Genomic DNA, 22,083 nt, shown 5'->3' with positions numbered 1-22,083 from the left:
CGCGACCGCCGGCGCACCGTTCCGATTACGCCTTTGTGGCGATTGACGCGGACACGCGGCTTACGCCCGGAGTTCCCTCGGGGGCCGGGTACGGCCGCTCCTCCGGCAGCAGGGCCCGGGCCGCCGTGAGCTTCCCGGCCCGCACCAGCGCATGGACCTCGCGCGCCAGCGCCGTCACATCCCGGATGCCGACCGTCCAGGCGTCCGCGTACCGCCGCGACGCCTCTCCCCCGAGCCCCAGCTGAAGCGAACGATACGGCAGCGGACGCAACCGCAGATCGCGCTCCGGGTCCCACTGCACCCGCGCCGGCGACCGCCGCAACTCCCGCTGCCAGGCCGCCCGGTCGGGATACTCGCCGGGGTCGTGGTGCGACAGGCAGGCGTTGCCGAGCGCCCAGTCGAAGCCGGCCCGGTCGATCTCGACGGCGAGCACCGTCTCCTGGTCCGCCTTCGTGCCCCACCCGCAGCGGTACATCATCCACAGGAACGAGGGCTTGATCCATGTCAAGCCTCGTTCGTAGTCCTTTTAGGATCCAGGGCTGTCAGGGACTGGTCCACGGCACGTTCGGCGGCCTCCAAAGCGAGATGCCATGGATAGGCGTCAGGCCGTCCCTTGCCCGGCTCGTTGGGCACGAACCCGCCTTCGCCGTACAGGACGTGCACCCCCATGGCACGCAGCGTCTCGATGCTGCGCGCGAACTGGGCGTGCTGGACGTAGGCCGCGTTGACGCACGGCATGGTGACCAACGGGATCTTCTTGCCGATGCCCTCGGCGGCGAACCCCACGATGAACTTGTCGGTGATCCCCAGCGCCCATTGGTTGATCGTGTTGAAGGTGGCGGGGGCGACCACCGCGACGTCGGCGCGTGGCCACACGTCCGGCTCGGTGGGGAGCTTGTACTCACTGCGGACAGGGTGGCCGGTGAGCTTCTCCAAGGCGGGCAGCTCGTCGGTGAGCCAGCGTGCGGCGGTGGGCGTCAGCCCGAGGCATACGTCCCAGCCTTGTCGCTTCGCGCGCTCTACGACGTCGGCGACATGGAGCACGGGCGGGGCAGCGCTGCCCAGCAGGTAGAGAACTCGTTGCGTGGCCACGGTGGCAGTCCACAGCTTGTGGGCCCGGTAGTGCAAGCGCAGTTTGCGCCGGGGCCGCCGCCCGATCGCTCGTCTCGCTCGTTGTGGGAGGGGTAGCGTTCTAGCCAGCACGCCACGGATTGGAGCCCGGCATGCCCTTCTCCGGCGACGAACACACGGGAACCCGCATCGCGTTTCAGCGCAAGCGAGCCGGCTTCACACAACGTGGGCTTGCAGCGAAGATCCCCTTCTCCTACAGCCTGCTGACTCAGGTGGAGACAGGGCACAAGCCGGCTAGCCCTGACCTGGTGGCGGCGATCGCGAAGGTGCTGTGCGTCGATGTCACGGCGCTGACCGGCCAGCCTTACGTCTCCGAGCTGCAACAAGATCGGTTGGCCGAGTTGATCCGGCCGATCCGGGAAGCGCTCGATCTCTACGACCTCGGTGCCGATCCGTCCATCAGCGCTCGGTCGACTGCCCAACTGGTCGCTGCTGCCGAGGCTTTGTGCCATCAAGTGCGTGCGACGAAGCTGCACGACGCGGCACGTGGCCTTCCAGGTGTGATCGCGGAGATCACGACTGCTGCGCACCGTGCCTCGTCGTCGGAGCTGTGGGCGGCCTTGGCCAGCACCTACCGCACCGCCCATGACATCGCCGTGAAACTGGGCTACTTCGACCTCTCGACGGTGGCACTCGATCGTATGGACTGGGCGGCGCACCGCGCGTCTGATCCGCTCTTGGGCGCCGTGCGCCAGTACATGAGGGCCTTGGTCTACTTCCGCGAAGGCGAGTACACCATCGGGCAACGGCTGATCGGCTCCGGGCACAGCCTGACGGAACAGGCACCTGACTCGCGTGAGCGCTCTGCCGTCGCCGGTCAACTGCACTTGGGCGCAAGCGTCATCGCTGCGCGTGCGGAGGATGCGGACCTGGTGCACACCCACCTCGACAGGGCACGGTCATACGCGGAACAGGTCGGTGAGGCGGTGGACGTCCACTGGCTCTCGTTCGGCCCGACGAACGTCACAGCCCATGCCGTGTCCGCGAACGTCGAGCTTCGGGATTACGGGGAAGCGCTGCGCCACGGTGCCGACATGCGCATCCCTGCTGACTGGGCCGTGTCCCGTGCTTCTCACTTCTACGTGGACATCGCACGGGCGCAGATGGAGGCGGGGCGTTCAGAGACGGCCTTGAAGTCGCTCCTCACGGCCCGGCGGTTGGCGCCGCAGCAGACCCGGTATCACCCTGGGGCGCGTGAGGCCATCCGGGGTCTTGTCCAACAGCGTCGCCGGACCCCGGACACCCTCGATCACCTTGCGGCCTGGGTGGGTCTGTAGATCTTTCACCGCTCAGCCCCCGGCTTTCACCCAAGTGTGAAAGTTGGGGGCTTCTGCTGTCGCCAGCATGGAAGCTCAACCGATCTGAAGACGGCGGTAGCCGGGGGCAGGCGATGTGCGATGGCGAGAATGACGGCGCTGCGGGTGCGGCGCGGGGACTTGGTGAGCGTGCGCGGCCGGTGGCAGGAGGTCAAGGCCGTGCGGAACGACCGGATCGCGTCAGGTGGTCCGGTCGTGATGATCGTCTTCAAGACGGGGCAGCCACTGCGGGTGCATCCTGGCGAAGCTCTGGACGTGGTGCGCTGATGGCAGCCAAGGCTGTGTGGCGGTTCGCGGACTGGGCCCTGAAGGTCGATACCTCGGGCAGCGGCCCGATCTATGAGCAGCAGTGCATGACCTGCGGCGACGAGTCGGGCGCGGCGGACGCGGCTGAGGGGCCGGACGTGTGGTGCCTGCGGCACGCAGGGCGTACGGGGCACACCGGGTTCCGGTGCGTGGTCACCACGTTCTTCCGGGCCTCCCTCGTAGAGGAGGCTCGTGGGTGACTGCTTACGACCGTGAGCAGCGGGCGGTGGAGATCGTCGCGCTGTACAAAGGAGGGCTGCCTGTGGAGCGGTTGCGGGAGCGGTTCGGGATCTCGACGTGGACGCTCTACGACCTGCTGCGGCGTCATCGCGTTCCGCTACGAGCAACAGCGTATCCAGACTCGGCATCGCGTAGGGCGGTGGCGGAGTACGGACGGCTGCGCGGCGACGGCATGACGCATCGCGAGATCGCGGAGAAGTTCGGGATCACGCCCAACACTTTGTACCACGCGTTGCGGCGGCATCGCTGACAGAAATCTGCCACCCCTCCTGGGGCTGGTGCTGATCTTCCGCACAACAACCGCAGATGTCACACCGGACCACCCCTTAGACCCTGGCAGGCGCGGGGTGGTCCGGCTGGGGCCCACTCTCGCGAACCCCGGTGCCGATGGTACCGGGGCCGTCGTCGTGCGTTCACGCGGTGGGCTCGGTGAATGTGCTGCTCAACTACTTAGCAAGGAAAGGGAAGTGACGATATGTGCGACATCGGGGGAGAAGGCTTCGAGGCGGATGGCCTGGACCCTGACGCGGTGCTGTGGGTGCGTGGCGTGGACTACGTGACTGGCTGGCGTGAGGCGAAGCGGGCGGTGGCAGAGCTGGGCGACGCGTTGACGGTTGCTGGTGTGGAGATGACGGGGGCGAAGCTCCGGGCGGTCTCGGCCGCAGACGGTTCCGGGGTGGTGCGGCTGGAGGTGCCGGCGGCGACGGCGCGTGAGGTGGCCATGCTGGCGCGTGTGGCGGCGGCGAAGTGGCGCAAGGCGGGGTGAGGGGCAGCCGGCGTCGGGACGTGCGGTGCCTGGGTGGCGCGCTGTGGGCACGCGGGCGGGCTCCGAGAGTTGGGCCGGTGTCCTGCCCGGATGGGGGCCGGGCATGGTCAAGGGGCCTTACGCTGCCCAGGCGAATCGGGCGGGCTGCTGCCTGCCCGCGTTTTCCGTCCGATGGGCCCCTTGGCCTTGTCCGGCGAGGGGCCCCATCCGGGGAGGTGGCTCAAGTCTCGGAGGTCGTCCGCCCCAGCCGAAGCGCCCCGGCCCACGGCGACGGGAAGCGGGTAAGGGTGCGGTCTGTCGCACGGCTCAGGTGCGCTGAGGTCGCGGGCGGCTGCCGACCGGACGGGACCGGCCGAAGGCCGCACGCCCGGCCGAGGCGGCAGGGCCGCCCGGCGCGCCGAAGGCGCGCCCTGGAGTAAGTGAAGACAGTTTCCGCCACGCCGCCCGCTGCCCGGATGGCGGCAGGACCGGTGCGCGCCCGGCGCAGGAATGGACGCTCCGACGAAGCGCGTAAGCCTCCGCACCCGATGGGAATTCACGCAGTCCGGGGCTGGCTCTAAGGGGCAATTTCGGGGCGGATTTTCGGGGCCGCTGAAGGCCCCAACTGGTAGAATATAAAGATGACTTACAGTGCGTCTGACCTGGGCGTACACCAAACTGACGTGCTGTCAGTTCAACGAAAAGGAACACCCATGAACGTTCGCGAATTGCTCCCCGACTTCAGGCTGTGGAGGCCACGTTATGTCTGCCGATTCCGGCGCCAACTTCCCTCGCATTCCCGCATCGTTCGTCGACCCTGCGTCCCGCTCCGCCGAGCTGGCGCGGCAAGAGCGGCTGCATGCCCTTTCAGAGGAGGACCGTGACCTTGTCCGCTTGGCCGGCGATCCGCTGTTCGGCCGCTGGCTGGAGCAGATCACCGCTGTTGGCGGATGTGCGCACCCGGTCTACCTGTCCGGCACGACCATCACTCGGGACGCGTCCACGGGTGAGGTGGTCTCGTCCTACTCGACGGCGGATGAGCCCGGTGAGCGGCTGGCCGTGCGTTGCCGCAACCGGCGTGCGACGGTCTGTGCTCCGTGCTCGCGCCTGCACGCGGGGGACACGTTCCACTTGGTCCGCTCCGGCCTCGTGGGCGGCAAGAGTGTCCCTGATGCTGTACGGGGGCGGCCCCGGCTGTTCGTCACGCTGACGGCGCCCGGCTTCGGCCCGGTGCACCATACGGCTGACGGGCAGCGCTGCCGGCCTCGTCGGGATGGCCCGGTCTGCGAGCACGGGCGTCCCCTCGGCTGCGGCCAGGTCCATGTCGACGGCGATCCGCTGGTCGGTCTGCCGTTGTGCGCGGACTGCTACGACTACGTGGGGCACGTGCTGTGGCACGCCCATGCCGGGCGGCTGTGGGATCGGTTCACCACGGGTGTGCGCCGCCATTTAGCCACGGCTGCGGAGATACCGCGCTCGAAGCTCGGGCGTCACGTGGTGGTGTCGTTCGCGAAGGTCGCCGAGTATCAGCGGCGTGCGGCTGTGCATTTCCACGCTGTCGTGCGCCTCGACGGTCCGGCGGGGCCTGGTGATCTGCCTCCGGCGTGGGCTACCGGGGAACTCCTCGCTGAGGCTGTCCGGTCGGCTGCCGCTGCGGCGAGTATCCGGGTGCCCGAATCTCACGCGTTCGGGACCGAACTACTCGGTATGGGCCGTGAGTTGGATGTGCGGCCTATCCGTGCCTTCGGCAAAGATGAGGGCCTGTCGGATGACGCGGTCGCCGCGTACGTGGCGAAGTACGTCACCAAGGGCGCTGCGGATACGGCAATGGGACTCGATCATGCAGTCTCGGGCCTGGACGACATCCGCGCGGCTCCCGTGCCGGGTCACGTGCGGGCCCTGATGGGCACCTGCTGGCGCCTGGGCGGCCTCGCCGAGCTGGAACACCTACGACTCCGCGCATGGGCTCACACGCTCGGCTTCCGGGGCCACGTGCTCACCAAGTCACGCCACTACTCCACCACGTACGCGGCACTCCGAGCGGAACGAGCCGACCATCAGCGTCACACCGGCGAAGAGGTCGGTCATCTGGACACGGTCACCGATGCGGCCTGGCGCTACGTCGGCTCCGGCCACACCCCCGGCGCGGCCCTTCTCGCCGCCGGCATTGCCGAAGACCTCGCAACTAACAGCGAGATCGCACGCGAAGAGCTCGCTTGGTCGGGGGAGGGCTGATGGCAAAGCACGATCAAGATGCAGAGATGGCCCGGCACCTGGACCGTGTCTGCAAGAAGTTCTCCACCAAGATCACCCCGGAAGCGGCAAGGCGCCTGGCGCGGCTTCTGGAGCGTCAGCCCGGGGGAAAGATCGAGTGAGACGACTGGAGGGGCCCACAATCGCGGGCCCCTCCTCGTCCGATGCGGCTACTGCCAGATCGGGTTCTGCTCTATGTCGATCCTGCCGTAGTCGAACTGACGGCCCTTTTTCGTGGCTTCTTTGATTCTCACCTCGGCGAACAGAAACCGCATCACCGCATTCATGCGCTGGTAGTTCTTTGCCTCTTCCAGAGCTTTCCAGTTCTCACGGGCGTCAGGACCAACGAGACCGTCCAGGACCTCCGCAGTCGGCCGGACGATCATCTTTCGCTCCACTTCAGCGATGCGCGCCTCTACCGTCTTCCGCATCTCGCGGTACTCCCGCGTTTTGAGCTCCTGGTTCTTCCACATCTCTTTGAGCTCATCGAGTTCCTGCCGGTCGGCCTCGATCGCTGCCTGGTCTTCTTCCGACAGAGACGATGCGGTCGGGGCTTCCGCGAGGTCAAGGTTCTCCAGCAGGTAGAGCGCTGCCTTGGTGACGAACTTCTCGACGTGGGCGGCCTTGACTGCCCGATTGCAGCGCGGCACATCAAGTCGGTGGGTGTGGTTGCAGACGTACTTCGTTGCGGCGCCTCCCATCGGCTTGCCGCATCCAGTACAGATCACGATGCCGCGCAGCAGGTAGAACCTGTCGGATTCGCCCTTGGTGGCTGACGCTGCGGCCCGGTAGGCGCGCCGGTCCTTGACCTCCAACCACATGCCGCGATCGATGATCGCGGGCCATTCACCATCGCCGATCTCCTCACCCCGGAAGACGCGAATACCTGTGACGTGGCGGTTGTCGAGAAGATCGCGTACGCGGGTCGCGTTCCAGTTTCGTCCTTCGGCGGTCTTCACTCCTCGCTCGTACAGATCCTTAGCCAGCCGGACCGGGCTGTCCCCGTCCAGGTAGCGAGTGAAGACCTCCCGCACGATGGCGGCCTCTTCGGGGATGATCTCCATCCCCGTCTTGTCGTACCCGTACCGGCGTCGGCCTGTGTGCGGCCTGCCGTCCTTGGCTCGGTCGACCATGGAATCGATGAGCCGGCGCGACGTGTCGTCGCTGGAGCGGCACGAGTGAGCCACCTCGATACGCAGGAAGAACCGGTCATCGGGGTCCGCGAGATCGCGCCGGTTCGCCTGGCCGTGCAAGGTGATGTCGTGATCGTCGGCGATCTGCAAGAGCTCTTCCAGATCGCGCGGCTGACGCATCAGGCGGTCAGGGTGGTACGTAAGCACGTGGCGTATGCGCCCCTTGCGGGCCTCGGCAAGCAGGGCATCCCACCCCGGGCGCTTCCGCTTGCGCTGCCACGCCGACCGGTTGTTGTCCACGAATACTTGGTCTTCTGCAACCGTGAGTCCGAGGCGCGTGGCGACCTCTCGGCAGATACCTTCCTGCCGCTCCACTCCGGTCTGATCGTCGTCGTTCGCGTGGGAGATCCGGCAGTAGATCGCTGCGGATTCCCCTTCCCAGCTGGTGTGACTCCGCTTGGCCCGTTGGGTGCCGGCGGCCTGGCTTGCCCGGAGTGCTCGCTGTGAACGTGCCTGCTTCCGTTGGTCGTTGGCGTCTGGCGTCATGGAAAGAGACTATGAACGCGGCTTGATCCATGTCATCCGGGTCCGCTTCCAGGCCGCCGGGAAGCGGCCGTCCCGGGCGGCGGGCAGGCCCAGGGCGGGCGCGTACGCCTGGTACACGGTGACGGTCTCGGCGGTGTGCAGCGCCCGGATGCGGCGCGGCGGTTCGGTGGTGCCGGTGTTCATGGCCGCATCCTGGCGGACGGTGCGGCGCGCGGACCACCGGATTATGCGCCACAGCGGGCGCACCGGCCGGGGCCGGGGAACCCCGCGCCTCACCCGGCGCCGATGTCCTCCTGCCACAGCGCCGGCCGCGCCCCGATGAACTCCCGCATCATCGCGGTGCATTCGGGGTCGTCCAGCAGCACGATCCGCACCCCGTGCCGGGCCAGCCAGTCGTGGCCGCCGTGATAGGTCCGGGCTTCGCCGATGACGACCCGGGAGATGCCGAACTGACGGACCAGGCCGCTGCAGTACCAGCAGGGCGAGAGGGTGGTGACCATCGTGGTGCCGCGGTAGCCGTGCTGCCGGCCGGCCGCGCGGAAGGCGGCGACCTCGGCGTGCAGCGACGGGTCACCGTCCTGGACGCGGCGGTTGTGGCCGCGGCCGAGCAGCGCGCCGTCCGGGCCGTAGAGCGCCGCCCCGATCGGGATGCCGCCCTCGGCCAGTCCCGCCTTCGCCTCCGCCACGGCGGTCGCCAGCATCGCACGGGCCTGCTCCTGGACGTGGTCGCGGTGCCCGGTCGGGTCGCTGTGGCCGTCGGCGCCGCCGTGCAGCCGGAACTCGTCGCGGTCCTGCCCCCAGTCCTGCGTCCGGCTCGGATCCCGTGCGTCCATGGCGTCCATGCCGGTCACTCTGCTCGCCCGGCCGCCCCACGGCAACGGCCGCGCGGCCGTACGGCTCAGTCCTTGGCGGGCGGCGGGGTGTTGTCCTCCGGGCCGCCCTGGCCACTCCTGCCCTGCGGGCCGTTGGCGGTGCCCTCCGGGTCGGCGGTGCCCTCCGGGCCCGTTGTGCCCGCTGCGTCTGCTGTCCCTGCTGCGCCCGCTGTGCCTTTCCCGGGCTGCTGCCCTCGCCGAAGCTCCTCCTCGCGGCGCCGGAGGTCGGCCTCCCAGTCCTTCAGCAGCGCTTCGTCCTTCACGCCTGGAGACGATGCGGACTCTTCCTTGAGGGACCGCAGGAACTCGGGGTTGTCGTCCGGGGCCAGCCACGTCCCGCGGCCGTTCGCGCCGTGGTTGCGGTGCCATTCGGACGGCGTGCTGCCGCCACCGCCCTGCGCCGGGTGGCGCGCCTTGCCCGCCACCAGCCAGGCGACCGGCCCTAGCAGCACCTCGCCGAACAGCAGGATGACGATCACCCACACCACCTTCGGCAGCCCGCGGACCTGCGATTCGGGGGTGTTGAGGCAGTCGATGAAGGCGTAGATCCACAGCGCCAGCACCAGCAGGAACGGCAGATACCTGAGCATGGCGGACGGTCCCCCTGCGGATGGCGGCGGGCCCCCGCCGGGGCCCGGTGACCCGTACAGGGTAGTGCGTACCGGATACTGGAGCGCATGGCTTACGACGATCTTCGCTCCCTGCTGCGGGCCCTGGAGCGCGAGGGCGACCTCAAGCGCATCAAGGCCGAGGTCGACCCGTATCTGGAGGTCGGCGAGATCGTGGACCGGGTGCAGAAGTCCGGTGGCCCGGCGCTGCTCTTCGAGAACGTCAAGGGCTCGTCGATGCCGCTGGCGATGAACGTCTACGGCACCGACCGCCGGCTCCTGAAGGCCCTCGGCCTCAAGGCGTACGAGGAGATCGGCGAGAAGATCGGCGGACTGCTCCGGCCCGAGCTGCCGCACGGCTTCGTCGGCGTCCGCGAGGCGTTCGGCAAGCTCGCGAACATGACCCACGTCCCGCCGAAGAAGGTCAAGGGCGACGCCCCCGTCCAGGAGGTCGTGCTCACCGGTGACGACGTCGATCTGGAGCGGCTGCCGGCGCTGTTCACCTGGCCCAAGGACGGCGGCTCCTTCTTCAACCTCGGCCTGACGCACACCAAGCACCCCGAGACCGGCGTCCGCAACCTCGGCCTCTACCGCCTCCAGCGCCACGACCGGCGCACCATCGGCATGCACTGGCAGATCCACAAGGACAGCCGCAACCACTACCAGGTCGCCGCCCGGCGCGGCGAGCGGCTGCCGGTCGCCATCGCCTTCGGCTGCCCGCCCGCCGTGACGTACGCCTCGACCGCGCCGCTGCCGGGCGACATCGACGAGTACCTCTTCGCGGGCTTCCTCCAGGGCAAGCGGATCGAGATGGTGGACTGCAAGACCGTCCCGCTCCAGGTCCCGGCCCACGCCGAGGTCGTCATCGAGGGCTGGCTGGAGCCCGGCGAGATGCTGCCGGAGGGCCCGTTCGGCGACCACACCGGCTTCTACACGCCGCAGGAACCGTTCCCCGCGCTGAAGATCGACTGCGTCACGATGCGCCGCCGGCCGCTGCTCCAGTCGATCGTCGTGGGCCGCCCGCCGACCGAGGACGGGCCGCTGGGCCGGGCGACCGAGCGGTTCTTCCTCCCGCTCCTCAAGATCATCGTGCCGGACATCGTGGACTACCACCTCCCGGAGTCCGGCGGCTTCCACAACTGCGCGATCGTCTCGATCGACAAGAAGTACCCGAAGCACGCCCAGAAGGTCATGCACGCCATCTGGGGCGCCCACATGATGTCGCTGACCAAGCTGATCGTGGTGGTCGACGCGGACTGCGATGTGCACGACCTCCACGAGGTGTCCTGGCGGGCGCTCGGCAACACCGACTACGCCCGCGACCTGACCGTCGTCGAAGGCCCCGTCGACCACCTCGACCACGCCTCGTACCAGCAGTTCTGGGGCGGCAAGGCGGGCATCGACGCCACGAAGAAGTGGCCCGAGGAGGGCTACACACGAGACGGCGGCTGGCCGGACATGGTCGAGTCGGACCCGCGGACGGCCGCGCTGGTCGACCGCCGCTGGAAGGAGTACGGGCTGTGAGCGAGCCTGGCACGGGGATCCGCCCGGCCGAAGTCCCCCGGCTGACGCCGGGAGGTGCCCCCAGGGGGAGAACTCTCACCCCCAGGGGGAGAACTCTCAAGAGGTGCGCGCCGCGCGCAGGCGGGGCCGAGCGAAGCGAGGTGCCGGCATGAGTGCGTCCGCTGCCGCGGTACCGCAGCCGGGCAGGACCCGGGCGTTCCTCCGCCTCGTCGTCATCGAGCACTCGGTCTTCGCGCTGCCCTTCGCCTACATCGCGTCGTTCACCGCGATGCACCAGCTGGACAGGCACGTCCACTGGATCCGGCTGCTGCTGGTCACCGTCGCCATGGTCGGCCTGCGGACCTTCGCGATGGCCGTCAACCGCATCATCGACCGGGAGATCGACGCCCGTAACCCGCGCACGGCCGGCCGCGAGCTGGTCACCGGCGCGGTCTCGGTCCGCTCCGCCTGGACCGGCGCGCTGGTCGCCGTGGTCGTCTTCCTCGGCGCGGCGGCACTGCTCAACCCGCTGTGCCTGGCGCTGGCGCCGGTCGCCGTGATCCCGATGGTGGTCTATCCGTACGGCAAGCGCTTCACCAACTTCCCGCACGCGATCCTCGGGTTGGCGCAGGCGATGGCCCCGATCGGCGCCTGGATCGCGATCACCGGCGAGTGGTCCTGGGAGTCGGTGATCCTCGGTCTCGCGGTCGGCATCTGGATCGGCGGCTTCGACCTGATCTACGCCTGCCAGGACGTCGAGGCGGACCGGGCGAACGGCGTGCTGTCCGTACCGGCCCGCTTCGGTGTGCCGGGCGCGCTCTGGGGGGCGCGGTGGTGCCATGTCGTCACCACCGCGCTGCTGGCGTGGTACGGCGTCGCGATCGGCGCCGGCGTCTTCTTCTGGGCCGGGCTGGTGATCGTGGCGGCGGCCTTCTGCTACGAGCACGCGATCGTCCGCCCGCACGACACCTCGCGGCTCAACCGCGCGTTCTTCCAGGTCAACAGCTTCATCGGGATCGCGCTGTTCGTCTGCGCACTGCTCGACCTGTTCGTCCGCGATCTGACGCCCTGACGCCCTGACGCCCTGCTGCTCTGACGCCCTGCCGCCTTTGCGCTCTGACGCGCTTGCGTCCTGACGTCCTGACAGCGGCGATCCGGCCGGGACGACGGCCTGACGGTGTGTCCCGGCCGGCCGCCGGCGGTCGGTCAGATCGCATGCCCCGTGTGTCGTCGTGCGCCCCGCCGTGTGCCGTGGTGCACCGCGCCCGGCGGTGGTCCGGCCGCGGCTCCGGCATCCCCGTCGCAACCCGCTCCCGGGATTACGGGACGGGTCGGACAGCGGCCCCGGCCGTCACGGCCCGGCCGCGCTCCCGGCAGACGAACGCCGCCAGCACCCCGCCGATCAGCCCGAACAGATGGGCCTGCCAGCTGATCCCGCTGTCGGTCGGCAGCGCGCCCCAGACTATGGAGCCGTAGACCACGCCGACGGCGACGCCGATGCCGACGTCGAGGAGCTTGCGCTCGATGAAGCCGCGCACCAGGAGGAAGCCGAAGAGCCCGAAGACCACGCCGGAGGCGCCCGCGGTGTTGCTGTGCGGTGCGGCCGTGAGCCAGACGCCCACGCCGCTGACGAGGATGATCAGCAGCACCACCGCGAGGAACCGCCGGACCCCGGTGCGCAGCGCGGCGACGAAGCCGAGCACCAGCAGCGGGAGGGTGTTGGCCGCCAGATGGCCGAAGCCGAAGTGGATGAAGGCGGCGGGCACCACGTCGGCGAGCCCGCCGAGGTCCCGGGGCTGGATGCCGAGGCTGTCGAGGGCGTTGCCGCTGACGAGGTCGACGCCCTCCAGGACCCACAGCAGCGCGATCCAGCCCAGCATCAGGCCGGCCGCGGACCTGGCCCGTGATGTCATCTCCGCCCCCTCGTCCTCGGCTTGCCCGGCGCCTTCCCGGCTCCGTCCGGGCGCACAGGTAAGAACGGTCGTGACGGCCCCGGTGGTTCCGCCGGATAGGCTCGATCCGTGGAGCCGCCGCACAACGACATCAGCAAGCAGACCGACACCGGTACGCGGGACCCGGGCCGCCGCCCGTGGGTCGTGGGGATCTCCGGCGCGTCCGGGACGCCGTTCGCCGCGTCCGTGGTGCGGGGGCTGCTCGCGGCCGGGGAGTCGGTGGACCTCATCGTCAGCCGGGCGTCGCGGCTGACCCTGCTGGACGAGACCGGGATCGCCTTCCGCGACGCCCATTGGCGCAGGGATCTGCGGGAGTGGCTGGCGCGCGGGGCGGACGGCAAGCCGGAGACGTTCCCGGTCACCGAGGAGTCGCTGGCACCGGTCCGGTACTGGCCGGCCGGGGATCTGGCGGCGGGTCCGTCGTCGGGTTCCTACCCGGCGAAGGGGATGCTGATCGTCCCGGCGAGCACGGCGTGTGTGGCCGGGGTGGCGCTGGGGCTGTCGAAGGATCTGCTCCAGCGGGTGGCGAGCGTGACGCTCAAGGAGCGGCGCCGGCTGGTGGTCGCGGTACGGGAGACCCCGCTCAGCGGGCAGACGCTCAGGGCTCTGGTGGCGCTGGACGAGGCGGGCGCGGTGGTGCTGCCCGCCTCTCCGGCGTTCTACGCGGGGGCGACGCACATCCAGGATCTGGTGGACTTCGTCGCGGGCCGGGTCCTCGATGCGGCGGAGGTGCCGCACGGTTTGTACCGGCGTTGGGAAGGGGAGCTGCGGGGTGGCTCCAAGGGGGAGGCCCCGAACGCTCCCTAGCGCTTCTTCGCGGCGGCGGCCCGGCCGAGGCGGCGGCGGGCCCGCGGGGTGGCGGCCTGGTGGGCGGCACGTGAACGATTGGCCTGGTCCTGCAGCTCGCGCATGCGGGCGTAGGCCATCTCGATCGAGTACACGGTGACAACTCCTGTGCAGATCGTCGTTGATCGTATAGAGAATCGCAGGGCCGAAAGCCCTGATGCCTTAGATTCTACATGCAGAACGCAAAAACGCAGAAAGATTGGAAGGCTAGAGGGCATGGACGCGGTGGATAGGCAGCTCATCCAGGCACTTCGCGAGAACGGCAGGGCCTCCTATGCGGAGCTCGGCCGGCTCGTCGGCCTCTCCGGACCCAGCGTCACGGACCGGATCAACCGCCTCGAAGCGGCCGGCGTGATCACCGGCTACCGCGCTACGGTCGACGCCGCCTCGCTCGGTCTCGGCGTCACCGCCCTGGTCGGCATCTCCCTGTCGGACGCGGCCGACCACGAGGACGTCGCCCGCCGGCTCAAGGACCTCGCCGAGATCGAGGACTGCTGGTTCATCGCCGGCGACGACTCGTACATGCTCAAGGTCCGGGTGGGCGACGTGGACGGGCTGGAGCGCACCATCCGGCGGCTGTCCGGCACCAAGGGCGTCTCCCGTACGCGGACCACCATCGTGCTCTCCACCAAGTGGGAGAACCGCGTCGGCGAGCTGCCCGAAGAGGTCGCGTAGACAGGGCGCCGGCACGTGGCGGGCGGGGCGCCTCCCGGCCGGCCCGCCGGGGCCCCGGGGCGCGGGTCGCCCCCGGGCCCCAAGGGGCCTCCGTCCGCCGCGAAACCGGGGGAGTAGGCTCGGCGAAGCCCGTTTTTCGCACGAAACGGCCAGTGCACGAAACGGCCAGTGACACACACAGACAGTGGGAGGCGACCGGATGGCTGCGTCGATGGATGTGGGCCTCAAGCGCGAGCTGGAGGCGAAGGTCCACGCCGGGGAGCGGCTGACCCGCGAGGACGGCATCGCCCTCTACGAGTCCGACGACCTGGCGTGGCTGGGCGGGCTCGCCCATGAGGTGCGCACGCGGAAGAACGGCGACGCCGTCCACTTCAACGTCAACCGCCACCTCAACATGACGAACGTGTGCACCGCGTCCTGCGCGTACTGCTCCTTCCAGCGCAAGCCGGGCGAGAAGGACGCGTACACGATGCGCATCGAGGAGGCCGTCCGCCTCGCCAAGGCGATGGAGAACGACAACCTCACCGAGCTGCACATCGTCAACGGCCTGCACCCGACCCTCCCGTGGCGCTACTACCCGCGCTCCCTCAAGGCGCTCAAGGAAGCCCTCCCGCAGGTCTCCCTGAAGGCGTTCACCGCCACCGAGATCCACCACTTCGAGACGATCTCCGGCCTGACCGCCTCCGAGATCCTCGACGAGCTGATCGACGCCGGCCTGGAGTCGCTGACCGGCGGCGGCGCCGAGATCTTCGACTGGGAGGTCCGCCAGCACATCGTCGACCACCGCACCCACTGGGAGGACTGGTCGCGGATCCACCGCCTCGCGCACGAGAAGGGCCTCAAGACCCCGTGCACGATGCTGTACGGGCACATCGAGGAGCCCCGGCACCGCGTCGACCACGTGCTGCGGCTGCGGGAACTCCAGGACGAGACCGGCGGGTTCCAGGTCTTCATCCCGCTGCGCTACCAGCACGACTTCGTGGACATGCAGGACGGCAAGGTCCGCAACAAGCTCCAGGCGCGGACGACGATGGCCAGCGGCGCCGAGGCCCTCAAGACCTTCGCGGTCTCCCGGCTCCTCTTCGACAACGTCCCGCACGTCAAGGTCTTCTGGGTGATGCACGGCGTCCAGACCGCGCAACTCGCCCTCCAGCACGGCGCGGACGACATGGACGGCTCGGTCGTCGAGTACAAGATCACGCACGACGCGGACAATTACGGGACGCCGAACAAGCTCACCCGCGACGACCTGCTGGAGCTGATCCGCGACGCGGGCTTCCGCCCCGTCGAGCGCAACACCCGCTACGAGACCATCCGCGAGTACCCGGGCCCGGACCCGGAGCGCCGCGAGGCCCCGCAGCCGATGCGCCTCTGACGCTGTCGGTGGCGCGCAGTAGGGTCCGGGTCATGAACGTGCGATTCGACCTGGACCCTTCGGTCACCCCGGAAGTCCGCGACGGAATCTGCGCGTTGTGGGCGGACGTCAGCAACGCCGGCGGCGCGGTCGGCTTCATACCGCCCGTCACGCCCGAGGAGATCCGCCCCGAGCTGCTCCGGCACCTGACGGCCCTGGCCGAGGCCCGCGAGCGCCTGATCATCGGCCGGGACGCGGACGGCCGGATCGCCGCCACCGCGTTTCTCGCCTTCAACCGGCACCCGATGTACGGCCACTGGCTGTGGGCCGGCACCGTCATGGTCCGCCCCGCCCTCCAGGGCCGGGGCGTCGGTCGCGCCCTGATGGCCGCGGTCGCCGACACCGCCCGCGGGATCGACGGCATGATCGGCATCCGTCTCACCTGCCGCGGCGGCACCGGCCTGCGCCGCTTCTACGAAACCTGCGGCTACCGCGAGATCGGCCGGGTTCCCCGCGGGCTGAAACTCGCCGACGGCGACTTCCGCGACGACGTCACCATGTGGCTGGACCTGGCCTGAACCGTCCGGTGGCCTGCACCGTCCGGCGGCCGGATCCGTCCCGTGCCGGAACCGTCCCGTGCCGGGGGCCCGGAAGATCGCCCCGGGAGCTGTGCTTGACTGGAAGCAGACCCTTTCGGTTGCCGTTGAGAAGAAGGTCCCGTCCGTGAGTAGCCACAAGTTCGCCACGCTCCGCTACACCGCCCTTCGCATCGGCCTGTTCGTCGCCTGCTTCGCCGTGGTGTGGGTGCTCGCCTACTTCCGGATCATTCCGCTCGGCGTCGGCAACTCCAACACCATCTGGCTGCTGCTGCTCGCCATCGTGATCTCCGCGCCGCTCAGCTTCGTGCTGCTGCGCAAGCAGCGGGACGCGATGTCCGAGCAGATCGTGGCCAAGGTGGACCGCCAGAAGGAGCGGCTGGTCGCCAACCAGAGCATGGAGGACGACAGGGCCTAGGCCGGCAGGGCACGGGACGGTGCCTGCGCGGGCACCCCTGCACGCCCCCTCTGCGCCCCCCTGTACGGACCCCCCTGTACGGACCCCTCTGTACGACCCCTCCCGAGAAGCGGGCTGTAAGACGCGTCACGCCGACGCCCCTCCCGCCCCCGTGAAACCGACCGCGCCCGGTCCGCGGAGTCCCAACTCCCCGGACCGGGCACCGTTTTGCGTGTCCGGCCGGCGGCCTCCCGGCTCTCCGCATCCCAAAGATTTTCTTTGAGTTCCCCAAAGTTCAAGTGTTAACGTATCGGACATGAAGACAGCAGCCGCGCCCTCGACCCCCATGAGCGTCCCGCTCGTGGAGCGCCTGCACGTCGATCTTTGCCGCTGTCTGTCCGCGGCCTGTCGCCGCCGCTGACGCCCTTTCCAGCGGCCGGAGATCCCTGCCTGTTCGTACGGACCTCCTGGCGCCCCTTCACGCCGTTCCCGACGCCCCGCGTCCTACGTCTGACCTGTCCCCGGAGTGTGTCCGTTGTCCACGTCTGCCCAGACCCCCGCGTCCGACCGGGCGCCCCGGTCGCCCAAGTCCTCCCGAATACCCAGGATCCCGTTCTGGGTGCAGATCCTGGCCGGCCTCGCCCTCGGCGTGCTGCTCGGCTGGATCGCCAAGAGCGGTGACATCGGCTGGCTCGGCTCCACCCTGGAGCACATCGGCGACCTCTTCGTCCAGCTGCTCAAGCTGGCCGTCGCCCCCCTGGTCTTCTTCGCGATCCTGGTCTCGATCACCAACCTGCGGCAGGTCAACAACGCCGCCCGGCTCGCCACCCGCACGCTGCTGTGGTTCATGGCCACCTCGCTCATCGCGGTCGCGATCGGTCTGGCCATCGGCCTGCTGACGCACCCCGGCGCGGGCACCGGCCTGACCCCCAAGGACGGCAAGCTCCCCCAGCACACCGGCTCCTGGATCGACTTCCTGACCGGCATCGTGCCCACCGACGTCATCACGCCGTTCACCCAGCTCAACGTCCTCCAGATCGTCTTCATCGCGGCCGTCGCCGGCATCGCGGCACTCCAGCTCGGCGAGAAGGCCGAGCCGGTCCTCAAGATCAGCCGCGCCGCCCTGGAGCTGCTCCAGAAGGCCCTGTGGTGGGTCATCCGCCTCGCCCCGATCGGCACCGTCGGCCTCATCGGCCACGCCATCGCGACGTACGGCTGGAACCTCATCGGCAAGTACGCGACCTTCACCGTCGACATCTACGTCGGCTGCGCCCTGGTCCTCTTCGGCGTCTACCCGCTCCTGCTCTCCACCGTCGCCAAGGTCAACCCGCTCCAGTTCTTCCGCGGCGCCTGGCCCGCCATCCAGCTGGCCTTCGTCTCCCGCTCCTCGGTCGGCACCATGCCGGTCACCCAGAAGGTCACCGAACGCCTCGGCGTGCCGCGCGAATACGCCTCCTTCGCGGTCCCGTTCGGCTCCACGACCAAGATGGACGGCTGCGCCTCGATCTACCCGGCGATCGCCGCGATCTTCATCGCGCAGATCTTCAACGTCCACCTGAGCATCGCCGACTACGTCCTGATCGCTTTCGTCTCGGTCATCGGCTCCGCCGCCACCGCCGGCCTCACCGGCGCCACGGTCATGCTGACCCTGACCCTCTCCACCCTGGGCCTCCCCCTGGAGGGCGTCGGCCTGCTGATGGCCATCGACCCGATCCTGGACATGATGAGAACCGCCACGAACGTCGCAGGCCAATCGGTCATCCCGATCCTGGTCTCCGCCCGCGAGAAGATCCTGGACCACGACGCCTACACGCACGCCACCAGCATCCGCATCGGCGACACCGACATCGACACGGACCCCGCGGACGCCGAGTCCGAGAAGGTCACCGTCGCGGCCGCCGTCTAGCCGCCCCGACCTGCCCAACGGCTGCGTTCCGGCCCCGGAAAGGGTCGGGGCGCAGCCGTGCGCACCGCCTCGGTGAGCCGGGGGAGAAGATCTCGCCGCCGGCTTCGGCCGGGGGGCGAATGAGCCGTGTCCGGTGCGAGACAGGTCCCTCCATGCCCTGGACGCCGTCACCGGCCACTGGGAAATGGCCCATCGCCACCGGGACTTCGTCCTGTCCCCCCCCCGGCGGTGGCCCGCGGGACGGTCTTCGTCGGCCGCGACGACCGGAACTGGCCCAAGTCCAGTCCGAGGAGGTCGGGGAGGAACTGAACCCCGCCCAGGGCTTGTTCGGGATGAAGGGCCGGAACTGGCCTCCGCCCAGAGCCGGTTCGGCGAGGCGGGCCCGGGACCGGCGTCCGCCTGAAGGCTGTCCACGGCCCCCGTGTGCGCCAGGATCGCCGCCGCAAGTGGCCTCTGGACGTGCGGTGGCAGGGCGTGCCCTATGTCCGGGATCTCCACGGTGTACGCGCCGTTGACCGCCTGGGCGAGATGCCGCGGGTGCGGCGGCGGGAACACCGGCTCGGCCGGGGCGGCGATCACCGGCACCGGCACCTCGTTCCGGGCCGGCTGCTCGGTGCGCGGCATCCCGCCGTCGTCGGCGCGGCCGTGGGCGGTGCCGACGCGATGGTGCCCGGTGTGTGCGATGACGCGCTCTTCCAGGATGCGGAAGTACTCCTCGTCGAACGGGAGTTGACCACCGGCGAGTACTCGCCAGTGTGCGATCCGGCGCGCGATCTCCGCCTCCCGGCCGAGGCCCGCCACTGGGCAGGCCCGCATCTCCAGGACCTCGGGTGCGATGCCCGGCAGCTCCTCGACGGGCACCGTGCCACCGTCCGGCCGGGTGTACGGGAGGGTACTGAGGGCGCTGGTGCCCATGAGGGTGGCGCTGAGCAGTCGGTCGGGGTGGTCGGCGAGCGCCATCTGGGTCAGCATGCCGCCCAATGACAGCCCGACGAGATGCGCGCGTGCGATGCCGAGGCCGTCCAGTACGGCGATCGCGTCCTCGGCGAGTCGGCGGTCCGGTAGGGGCGGATGGGGGCCCCTCCCGCCCGAAGGGTGGGGGAGAAGGCCCAGGTGGAGCGGCCGGTGTCGCGGTGGTCGTAGCGGATGACCCGGTGGTGCGCGGCCGGCGCGTCGACCAGCGGCTCCGGCCGGCCGATCCCGCTCGCCTGGGCGCCCATGACCAGCAGCACTGGGGGCGCGTCGGCGGGGCCGCGCTGTTCGGTCCACAGGCGGATGCCGGGGCGGCGTCGACGAAGCGCTGCATGCGGGGCCTTCCTGGGCGCGGGCGAGCGGGAGCGGGACGTGGTCCGGTGCGGGCGGCATGCGCCGGCCAGGCCAGGCCAGGCCCGACCCGGTCCAGCTCGGTGAAGCGATACGTATCGTCTCGTCACGCGCGGAGCCATGTCCATCCACATGGCGGGATCATGTCAACCCGCCGGGCCGCGAAGAGCGAAGATCGTAAACTTACTTTGCGGTAAATGCCGTAAAGGGGGCGGATGATGGAGGGGTATTCAGGGTGGGAGCTGCGAAGAGCAAGCGGGTGCCACGGGCGGTCCGGGAGCAGCAGATGCTGGACGCCGCGGTGCGGACGTTCGCGCGGCGCGGGTACCGGGCGGCCTCGATGGACGAGATCGCCGAAGGGGCCGGGGTCTCCAAGCCCCTGGTCTACCTCTATCTGAACTCCAAGGAGGAGCTGTTCAGCGCGGTCATCCGGCGTGAGTCGGCGGCGCTGGTGGCGGCCGTCACGGCGGCCGTGGAGCCGGGCGCGGCGGCCGACCGGCAGCTGTGGAGCGGGCTGAAGGGGTTCTTCGCGCACACCGCCGACCACCCCGACGCATGGGCGGTGCTGCATCAGCAGGCGCGTACGCAGGGGGAGCCGTTCGCGGTCGAGGTGGCCGCGATGCGGGCGGAGATCGTCCGGTTCGTGACCGTGCTGATCGGTGCCGCCGCCAAGGAGGCCGGCTGTGACGGCGAACTGGCCGACCGTGAGGTGGCGGGCCTGGCGCACGCCTTGGTCGGCGCCGCGGAGTCGCTCGCGGAGTGGGCCAACGCCCGTACCGCCGACGGCACTTCGGCCTTCGGTTTCTCCGGCGAACGGGAGCGGCCGACGGCCAAGGAGACCGCGGCCACGCTGATGAACTTCGTCTGGGCGGGACTGGGCCGCCTCATGGCCGGGGAGCGCTGGGCGCCGGGGGGCTGAACAGCCGCCCCGGCGCCGCGCCGGTCACACCCGCGACCGCCCGGTCAGCGGCCCCCGCCGGAGCTCGCGGAGGCGGACGACATCGCCATCGCGTCCGCCTGCGCACCGCGCTCCGACCGGTGCGTCCATTCGCCGCCGTACATCGGCGTCTGCGGCTGGGCGCCGAACGGCTGCTGCGCCTGGCCCGTCATCGGCGTCTGCGGCTGGGCGCCGAACGGCTGCTGTGCCTGGCCCGTGGTCGGCGTCTGACCGGTGGCCGGCGTCTGGCCGGTGACCGGCGCCTGTGCGGGGCTCGCGTAGACCGCGTAGTTCGCCGTCGGCTGCGCGGGGCTCGCCGCGGGCGCCTGCGCGTAGCTCGTCGCCGGCCGGCTCGTCACCAGCCGCTTGAAGTGGCGCTGCGGGGAGTGCTGCGCCCGCACGTGGATCACCCGGTGCGGCATCCGGTGCATCATCTGACGCTTCTTCAGGCGCTGGAGCCCCACCTTCCCGTCCTTCGGGTTCACCGTGTAGCGCACGCCGTCGTGGGTGGCGGACGGGCTGGTCGAGTCGAGGGTGGCGATCCGCTTGTTCTTGAGCTGGATCTTCGCCGTGTAGCTGCCGTTGACCTTCTGGACGGTGGCCTGCGCGCCGTTGGACAGCGTGACCGTACGGGACGGGCTCGGCTTGATCTTGGCGTGGATGTGCTCGCTCTGCGTCCTGGCTTTCCCGCCCTCCGTCTTGGCGCTGACGTTCCGGCCGTCGAAGTAGACGTGGATGCCGTTGGTGTAGCTCTGACCCTTCCTCAGGGTCGCGAACGGCTTGCCGCTGCCGATGGCCTGGAGGTCGCAGACCCCGTTGTGGATCACGGCTTCCATGCCGCCGCCGATGTCGACGGCCCTGACCTTGCCCTTGGTCGGCGCCCGGTGCGCGGAGTCGGCGGACGCGGGCCGTTCCTGCTGTCCCGGCGTGCCCGCGAACGCGGTGGCCGGGACGGCCATGGCCCCGGCGAGCACGGCGGCGGTGCAGATGGCACGCAGGGAGATGCGCGAGGCGGGGGAGATGCGGGAGGTCTTCATGGAGCTCGTAACCCTTCTCGATGTGCGATGCGCGTGAAGTGGCGTCGGCAAACCGACACACTCCAACCTATTTCCGGATCAATACGGACACATCGGAATATTGGACAAGGTTCACCCGGTCGAAAGGACGAGGCGCGCGGTGTGGGGATGTCGTGTACGGCTCTTGGCCGCACCGGAGCTCCGGCGTAAATTTACCCGGAAGTAAGGTTACCGCCGGGTCATTGGGGGGTCGGAGGGGGCTGAGGCCTGCAATTCTGCGGATTTCGCGGTCCCGCGGCGCCCGTGCGACGCGACCGGCGCGCCGGAACAGGTCCGGCGGAACCGGGCCCCGCCGCGCGCCCGGCCAAACCCGCCCCACCGTCCGCCGCAACTCCGATACCGCCATTTGCCACGGCCGCCGTGCATCT

Annotated in this window: 22 protein-coding genes and 4 pseudogenes; 16 read left to right on the top strand and 10 right to left on the bottom strand. The window is 69.8% G+C overall.

The genetic code is table 11. From position 1 onward, the window contains the following. Positions 1-25: 25 nt before the first annotated feature. Together RZ84_RS16640 and RZ84_RS16635 are read right to left on the bottom strand one after the other, a co-directional pair. Positions 26-508, bottom strand: a pseudogene (locus RZ84_RS16640) (DUF4291 domain-containing protein); the annotation flags it as partial. Continuing rightward, positions 505-1,092, bottom strand: coding sequence for a flavoprotein (locus RZ84_RS16635; RefSeq protein ID WP_052230496.1), 588 nt, complete (start codon positions 1,090-1,092; stop codon positions 505-507). The pseudogene RZ84_RS16640 and the gene RZ84_RS16635, both read right to left, overlap by 4 nt. A 131-nt stretch (positions 1,093-1,223) precedes the next feature. On the opposite strand from RZ84_RS16635, the gene RZ84_RS16630 reads away from it, so the two are divergent. From RZ84_RS16630 to RZ84_RS38990, 7 genes are all read left to right on the top strand, one after another. Further along, a complete protein-coding gene (locus RZ84_RS16630; protein ID WP_043264978.1) occupies positions 1,224-2,408 on the top strand; it encodes a helix-turn-helix domain-containing protein in 1,185 nt (394 codons plus the stop codon). A gap of 120 nt (positions 2,409-2,528) precedes the next feature. Beyond that, positions 2,529-2,714: a hypothetical protein gene (locus RZ84_RS38995; protein ID WP_157878842.1), complete on the top strand. Its 186-nt coding sequence runs from the start codon at positions 2,529-2,531 to the stop codon at positions 2,712-2,714. Next, positions 2,714-2,953, top strand: coding sequence for a DUF7848 domain-containing protein (locus RZ84_RS16625; protein WP_043264977.1), 240 nt, complete (start codon positions 2,714-2,716; stop codon positions 2,951-2,953). Before RZ84_RS38995 ends, RZ84_RS16625 begins: the two co-directional genes overlap by 1 nt. Continuing rightward, the gene (locus RZ84_RS16620; RefSeq protein ID WP_043264976.1) at positions 2,950-3,243 is read left to right on the top strand and encodes a helix-turn-helix domain-containing protein; all 294 of its coding nucleotides are present in this window, start codon (positions 2,950-2,952) and stop codon (positions 3,241-3,243) included. The genes RZ84_RS16625 and RZ84_RS16620 overlap by 4 nt, the downstream gene beginning before the upstream one ends. Positions 3,244-3,468: 225 nt before the next feature. Next, positions 3,469-3,759 (top strand): hypothetical protein, encoded by a 291-nt coding sequence (locus RZ84_RS16615; protein ID WP_043264975.1) that lies wholly within the window; start codon positions 3,469-3,471, stop codon positions 3,757-3,759. A gap of 741 nt (positions 3,760-4,500) precedes the next feature. After that, positions 4,501-5,973, top strand: a complete 1,473-nt coding sequence (locus RZ84_RS16610; protein WP_241777733.1) for a replication initiator — start codon at positions 4,501-4,503, stop codon at positions 5,971-5,973. After that, a complete protein-coding gene (locus RZ84_RS38990; protein ID WP_157878841.1) occupies positions 5,973-6,113 on the top strand; it encodes a hypothetical protein in 141 nt (46 codons plus the stop codon). Before RZ84_RS16610 ends, RZ84_RS38990 begins: the two co-directional genes overlap by 1 nt. 48 nt (positions 6,114-6,161) lie before the next feature. On the opposite strand, the gene RZ84_RS16605 is transcribed toward RZ84_RS38990, so the two are convergent. From RZ84_RS16605 to RZ84_RS16595, 4 genes and pseudogenes are all read right to left on the bottom strand, one after another. Next, entirely contained in the window at positions 6,162-7,670 is a 1,509-nt protein-coding gene (locus RZ84_RS16605; protein WP_043264974.1) for a recombinase family protein, read from the bottom strand. 18 nt (positions 7,671-7,688) lie between these two features. Further along, a pseudogene (locus tag RZ84_RS36680) lies at positions 7,689-7,853 on the bottom strand (DUF4291 family protein); the annotation flags it as partial. A gap of 89 nt (positions 7,854-7,942) precedes the next feature. Continuing rightward, positions 7,943-8,503 (bottom strand): deaminase, encoded by a 561-nt coding sequence (locus RZ84_RS16600; RefSeq protein ID WP_078894657.1) that lies wholly within the window; start codon positions 8,501-8,503, stop codon positions 7,943-7,945. Positions 8,504-8,718: 215 nt separating this feature from the next. Then, a pseudogene (locus RZ84_RS16595) lies at positions 8,719-9,132 on the bottom strand (PLD nuclease N-terminal domain-containing protein); the annotation flags it as partial. Between the two features lie 87 nt (positions 9,133-9,219). On the opposite strand from RZ84_RS16595, the gene RZ84_RS16590 reads away from it, so the two are divergent. Together RZ84_RS16590 and mqnP are read left to right on the top strand one after the other, a co-directional pair. Next, on the top strand, positions 9,220-10,674 hold the full coding sequence (locus tag RZ84_RS16590; protein ID WP_043264972.1) for a menaquinone biosynthesis decarboxylase: 1,455 nt from the start codon (positions 9,220-9,222) through the stop codon (positions 10,672-10,674). Positions 10,675-10,822: 148 nt separating this feature from the next. Then, positions 10,823-11,725, top strand: a complete 903-nt coding sequence (gene mqnP, locus RZ84_RS16585) for a menaquinone biosynthesis prenyltransferase MqnP (protein ID WP_043264971.1) — start codon at positions 10,823-10,825, stop codon at positions 11,723-11,725. Between the two features lie 247 nt (positions 11,726-11,972). Here the strand turns inward: mqnP and RZ84_RS16580 are convergent, their stop codons facing one another. Beyond that, positions 11,973-12,566 (bottom strand): rhomboid family intramembrane serine protease, encoded by a 594-nt coding sequence (locus RZ84_RS16580; RefSeq protein ID WP_043264970.1) that lies wholly within the window; start codon positions 12,564-12,566, stop codon positions 11,973-11,975. A 108-nt stretch (positions 12,567-12,674) separates the two neighbouring features. Here RZ84_RS16580 and RZ84_RS16575 point away from each other — a divergent pair, with 108 nt between their 5' ends. After that, positions 12,675-13,412: a UbiX family flavin prenyltransferase gene (locus RZ84_RS16575; protein ID WP_052229972.1), complete on the top strand. Its 738-nt coding sequence runs from the start codon at positions 12,675-12,677 to the stop codon at positions 13,410-13,412. Here RZ84_RS16575 and RZ84_RS39765 read toward each other — a convergent pair. Next, positions 13,409-13,546: a hypothetical protein gene (locus RZ84_RS39765; protein WP_198539995.1), complete on the bottom strand. Its 138-nt coding sequence runs from the start codon at positions 13,544-13,546 to the stop codon at positions 13,409-13,411. The genes RZ84_RS16575 and RZ84_RS39765 overlap by 4 nt on opposite strands. 121 nt (positions 13,547-13,667) lie before the next feature. Between RZ84_RS39765 and RZ84_RS16570 the strand changes: the two genes are divergently transcribed. The 5 genes from RZ84_RS16570 (at position 13,668) to RZ84_RS16550 (ending at position 18,379) form a co-directional block, all read left to right on the top strand. Then, the gene (locus RZ84_RS16570; RefSeq protein WP_043264969.1) at positions 13,668-14,126 is read left to right on the top strand and encodes an Lrp/AsnC family transcriptional regulator; all 459 of its coding nucleotides are present in this window, start codon (positions 13,668-13,670) and stop codon (positions 14,124-14,126) included. Between the two features lie 211 nt (positions 14,127-14,337). Next, positions 14,338-15,501 carry an aminofutalosine synthase MqnE gene (gene mqnE / locus RZ84_RS16565; RefSeq protein ID WP_043264968.1) on the top strand — a complete coding sequence of 388 codons (1,164 nt, stop codon included), beginning with the start codon at positions 14,338-14,340 and terminating at the stop codon, positions 15,499-15,501. Positions 15,502-15,533: 32 nt separating this feature from the next. After that, positions 15,534-16,058 (top strand): GNAT family N-acetyltransferase, encoded by a 525-nt coding sequence (locus tag RZ84_RS16560; RefSeq protein WP_043264967.1) that lies wholly within the window; start codon positions 15,534-15,536, stop codon positions 16,056-16,058. A gap of 145 nt (positions 16,059-16,203) precedes the next feature. After that, the gene (locus RZ84_RS16555; protein WP_043270047.1) at positions 16,204-16,494 is read left to right on the top strand and encodes a DUF4229 domain-containing protein; all 291 of its coding nucleotides are present in this window, start codon (positions 16,204-16,206) and stop codon (positions 16,492-16,494) included. Positions 16,495-17,008: 514 nt separating this feature from the next. Continuing rightward, positions 17,009-18,379 carry a dicarboxylate/amino acid:cation symporter gene (locus RZ84_RS16550; protein ID WP_043264966.1) on the top strand — a complete coding sequence of 457 codons (1,371 nt, stop codon included), beginning with the start codon at positions 17,009-17,011 and terminating at the stop codon, positions 18,377-18,379. Between the two features lie 414 nt (positions 18,380-18,793). Here RZ84_RS16550 and RZ84_RS16545 read toward each other — a convergent pair. Continuing rightward, positions 18,794-19,685 (bottom strand): annotated as a pseudogene (locus RZ84_RS16545) (alpha/beta hydrolase); the annotation flags it as partial. Positions 19,686-19,937: 252 nt separating this feature from the next. Here RZ84_RS16545 and RZ84_RS16540 point away from each other — a divergent pair. Next, the gene (locus RZ84_RS16540) at positions 19,938-20,621 is read left to right on the top strand and encodes a TetR/AcrR family transcriptional regulator (RefSeq protein ID WP_241777732.1); all 684 of its coding nucleotides are present in this window, start codon (positions 19,938-19,940) and stop codon (positions 20,619-20,621) included. Between the two features lie 44 nt (positions 20,622-20,665). Here the strand turns inward: RZ84_RS16540 and RZ84_RS16535 are convergent, their stop codons facing one another. Next, on the bottom strand, positions 20,666-21,676 hold the full coding sequence (locus RZ84_RS16535; protein WP_043264964.1) for a hypothetical protein: 1,011 nt from the start codon (positions 21,674-21,676) through the stop codon (positions 20,666-20,668). Positions 21,677-22,083 lie beyond the last annotated feature (407 nt).

The organism is Streptomyces sp. CT34 (assembly GCF_000805335.1).
Classification (GTDB): domain Bacteria; phylum Actinomycetota; class Actinomycetes; order Streptomycetales; family Streptomycetaceae; genus Streptomyces.
This window is presented reverse-complemented; position numbering and strand designations above follow the sequence as displayed.